The organism is Rhodobaculum claviforme, assembly GCF_016653255.1.
GTDB lineage: Bacteria > Pseudomonadota > Alphaproteobacteria > Rhodobacterales > Rhodobacteraceae > Rhodobaculum > Rhodobaculum claviforme.
Window position 1 is genome coordinate 1 of record NZ_NHSD01000238.1, and the last position, 3,545, is coordinate 3,545.

The 3,545-nt window shown below is 77.3% G+C and carries 4 protein-coding genes; all 4 read right to left on the reverse strand.

The window, feature by feature from the left end:
* Window positions 1–76: 76 nt before the first annotated feature.
* Window positions 77–499 (reverse strand): hypothetical protein, encoded by a 423-nt coding sequence (locus tag CCR87_RS08575; protein WP_201157114.1) that lies wholly within the window; start codon window positions 497–499, stop codon window positions 77–79.
* A gap of 379 nt (window positions 500–878) precedes the next feature.
* Complete coding sequence (locus CCR87_RS08580; RefSeq protein WP_201157115.1) at window positions 879–1,550, reverse strand: sigma-70 family RNA polymerase sigma factor; 672 nt, start codon at window positions 1,548–1,550, stop codon at window positions 879–881.
* A 209-nt stretch (window positions 1,551–1,759) separates the two neighbouring features.
* On the reverse strand, window positions 1,760–2,869 hold the full coding sequence (locus CCR87_RS17525; protein WP_201157116.1) for a hypothetical protein: 1,110 nt from the start codon (window positions 2,867–2,869) through the stop codon (window positions 1,760–1,762).
* A 117-nt stretch (window positions 2,870–2,986) separates the two neighbouring features.
* Window positions 2,987–3,454, reverse strand: a complete 468-nt coding sequence (locus CCR87_RS08590) for a PaaI family thioesterase (protein WP_201157117.1) — start codon at window positions 3,452–3,454, stop codon at window positions 2,987–2,989.
* Between the last annotated feature and the right edge of the window lie 91 nt (window positions 3,455–3,545).

The window sequence follows — 3,545 nt, forward strand, 5'->3', positions numbered from 1 at the left end:
TGTCGGACGCGGTGTCGGGGCTGATCCCGGATCCGGTCTCGGGGCCGATTGGCGCGACGGTGGCGTGTCCGGCGGGCTAGTCGCCCGGCCAGTCGGACAGCAGCGCCCCCGCGTCGGCAAAGTCCAGCAGCACCGGAGGGCCGAACAGCGCGGCCTCGACCGCGGCGAGGGGATCGAACAGCGCGGCCGGAGCGACCGCGCCCAGCACGAACCCCGCCGCCAGCGCAGCGCCCAGACCGACGGGCGCGCGCAGCGCCCGCCACCGTCCCGACCACTCCGCCGCCGACCAGCCTGCCGCCGCGCGCCGCGCGCCCCGCGTGATGCCCCGTCGCGGTGCCCCGACCGGCGGGGGGCGCTGGGGCGCGGTGGCGGGCGATGCCATCGGCTCCCGCGCGGCGGCATCGGCCATCACCCGCGCCATCAGCGCCGCCGAGGGCTGGCGCCGCGCCCCCAGCACCGCGAATGCCGCATCGAGGTCATCGGCGTCCGTCGGGGGCATGGGCCCGGCCATGCCGGCACCGGGGCGATCGGTGCTGGAGGGACCGGTGCCGGAGTGGTGGGCAGTGGAGCGTTCGGCGACGGGGTCGGCCCCCCCGGCGGAGGGGGGCGCGGCCCGGTCGGTTCGGGCCTGCGGGCGGCGGGCCTCAGGCATCCGGGCGCCAGCGGGCGGCGCGGCCGGGTCCGCGGGGGCCGCACCGGTCGGCGGGTGCACCGGTGTGACCGCCGCCGGTCGCCGCGCATCCGCGCCACGTCGGCCCGGGACGGCGCCGGGGCACGAGGCCGCAGGATCCGCTGGCGGCGACGGCGCATGCGTGGGCCGGTCCTGCCGCGGGTCGGGTGGTTCGGCCGCATCGGGGGAACGGCGCGGGGTCGGTGCGTCACGGTCGGTCATCGTCATACCCCAATATGTCGCGGCGTGGTGCGAGGGCGGCCTGCAGGGCGCGTCGCCCGCGCGCAACGAGGCTTTCCACTGCCTCGGTGCCGGTGTCCATGATGCGGGCGATCTCGGGGTTGCCGAGGCCCTCGAGGTGGCGCAGCGTCACCGCCTGTGCCTGGCGCTGTGGCAGTCGGGACAGCGCCTCGGACAGGGCGGTGGCGCGGTCGGCGTCGATCAGCGCCCGTTCCACACCGGGGGCCGGATCGGCGGGCTCGGCCACCGCCTCCAGCGGGGCGGCGGCGCGCGGCCCGCGCCGCTGGCGCAGCCGGTCGGTGCACAGGTTCGCCGTCACCCGATGGAGCCAGGTGGACAGGCGCGCCCGTCCGGCCTGCCAGTCGGGGGCGATGCGCCACAGGCGGACCATCGCCTCCTGCGCGATGTCCTCGGCCTCGGTGGCATCGCCCAGAAGACGGTGGGCAAGGCCCAGCACCCGCGGCAGGTGCAGCGCCATGAGGCTGCGCGCGGCCTCCAGATCTCCGGCGGCGTAGCGCGCCAGAAGGACGGCGTCCGTATCCTCGGCCGGGGGCGGGCTGGCGTTCGGGGTCGGATCGGGTGTGTGCGCCGGAGGGACGGCCGCAGGGAGGGCCGAGGTCGGGCGCGCAGGCGGGTCCATGGCCGCCGCCTCCGGGTCCGGCGCCTGCGCCGCGGCCGGGCTGGAGGCCGGCGGGCCAGGCGGGGTGGACGCCGGGGTGGACGCCTGGGCCAGAGGGTCTGGGGGTGCGCTTGGCATGGGGCAAGCCTGATCCCACCCGCCGCCGCGCCGCAACCCCCGACCCGAGGGGCGGGGGCGAAGGCGCCAAGCGGCGGGCGGCCGGGGCTGTCTTAGTCGGCTGCCGCACCGCCGCCGCCCTGCGCACCGCCGCCGCTGCGGGTGCCCGTGCCGCCGCCGGAGCGATTGCCCGTTCCATCGCCCATGCCCGTGCCATCACCCATGCCTGCGCCCGATCCAGTGCCTCGGCCTTGTGCGGCGCCCTGGCCTTGCCCCATGCCACGGCTCTGGCTCTGGCTCTGGCTCTGACTCTGGCCTTGACCCTCGCCTTGGCCCATGCGCTCGCCCTGGCGGTCAGCCTGGCCTTGGCCGGTGCCGTCGCGCTGCGGGGTTCCTTGCTGCCGGCCTGAGTCCTGGCCTCGGCCTTGGCGCGGGGCTTCGTCTGCGTCCTGGCGGCGGTTCGGCCGCTGGTCTGCGTCCGGGCTGCCACGGCGGTCGGCGGCACTGCCGTCGCGCTGCCGGTCGCGCGTATCGGGGCGGCGGGCGTCCATGCCGGGGCCGCCGCGCTCGTCGCGTCGCTCGGGGCGGGCGCCGCCGCGATCGTTATCGGACGTGGCGGAGCGGTTGCCGGTGCGGGCGTCGCCTCGGGTGTTGGCGCCGTCCTGCGCGGCCTGCCATTCGGCGCGGGTGATCACGCCGTCGCCATCGGCATCGAGGCGGCTGAAGCCCGACCGGCGCGGCCCGTCACCACGCAGGAGATCCGCGTCCCGGGGGGTCCTTCGGACGTCTTGCGGACGGCCCTCGCGGGGGCCGTCGCGGGTGGCGTCGCGACGGTTGCTGCGGTCCGCGTCGGCGCGGTCGCCGCGCAGGGGCGCGGTGGCGGCATCCGGGCTGCGCGCGGCGGCCATGGCAGCCATGGCGGTGGCCAGCTCGGCGGCATCGAGGCGACCGTCGGCATCGGTGTCGAAGCGCTCCAGCATGCGCCGGGCGGTGGTGTCCGCGTTGGGCGACGGCGCGGCCGGGGCGGTGCGCAGGGCCTCGGCCATGCGGGCCGGCTGGCGGTCGCGGATGACGGCGCGGTCCGACGCGGTGATGGCGGTGTCGGTGTCGACGGCCGTGAACCCGGCGGCGGGCGCCTGCGCGCCAAGCGGGGGCGCAGCGGCGAGGCCGACCCCGATCGCAAGGGCGGGTGCGAGGGCGGGGAGCCAGAGGCGCGATGTCATGGGGGTCTCCGTATGCTGTCCGGGCGGGATCTGTCCCGTCCATGCCCATTGAACGCACCCACCGGCGGGATTCCGTCGCGCCGTCGCCGACCCCTCACGGTTTCGTGAACAGAGGGGTCAGGCGTCCATGATCAGGCAGGTGGTGGAGCCGGTCGCATAGACCCGCCCGCAGGCCACCCCGCGCAGCACCGCGTCGGCCACCCCGGTGGTGCGGCCCGCGTGGCGCAGGGTGGCGGTGGCCTCCACCTCGGTGCCCAGAGGCAGGGCGCGGGTCAGGTTCACCTTGTACTCAAGCGTCGTGTACCACCGCCCCGCGGGCACCGCCGTCATCACCGCGCAGCCCAGCGCGCTGTCGAGGATCGCGCCGTACCAGCCGCCGTGGACGCCGCCCATGGGATTGAGGTGCGACGGCCCCGCGGTTGCGCGGATCGCGACCTCGCCGGGGTCGGCGCGCACGAGGGTGTAGCCGATCGCCTCGGCCAGGGTCGGCATGGCGAAGCGCCCCGCGACAAGGCCGCGCAGATAGTCGAGCCCGTGCATGGCGGTGATCTGGGCGGGCGTGAGGCGGGGAGCGGGGTCGGTCATGGCGGGCCCTGTGGTGATGGCGGGACCCAGCGCTAGCGGGCGGCCGGGCGGAAGACAAGCGTCGCGCGTGCGCCGCGCGGGCGGGCCGGGG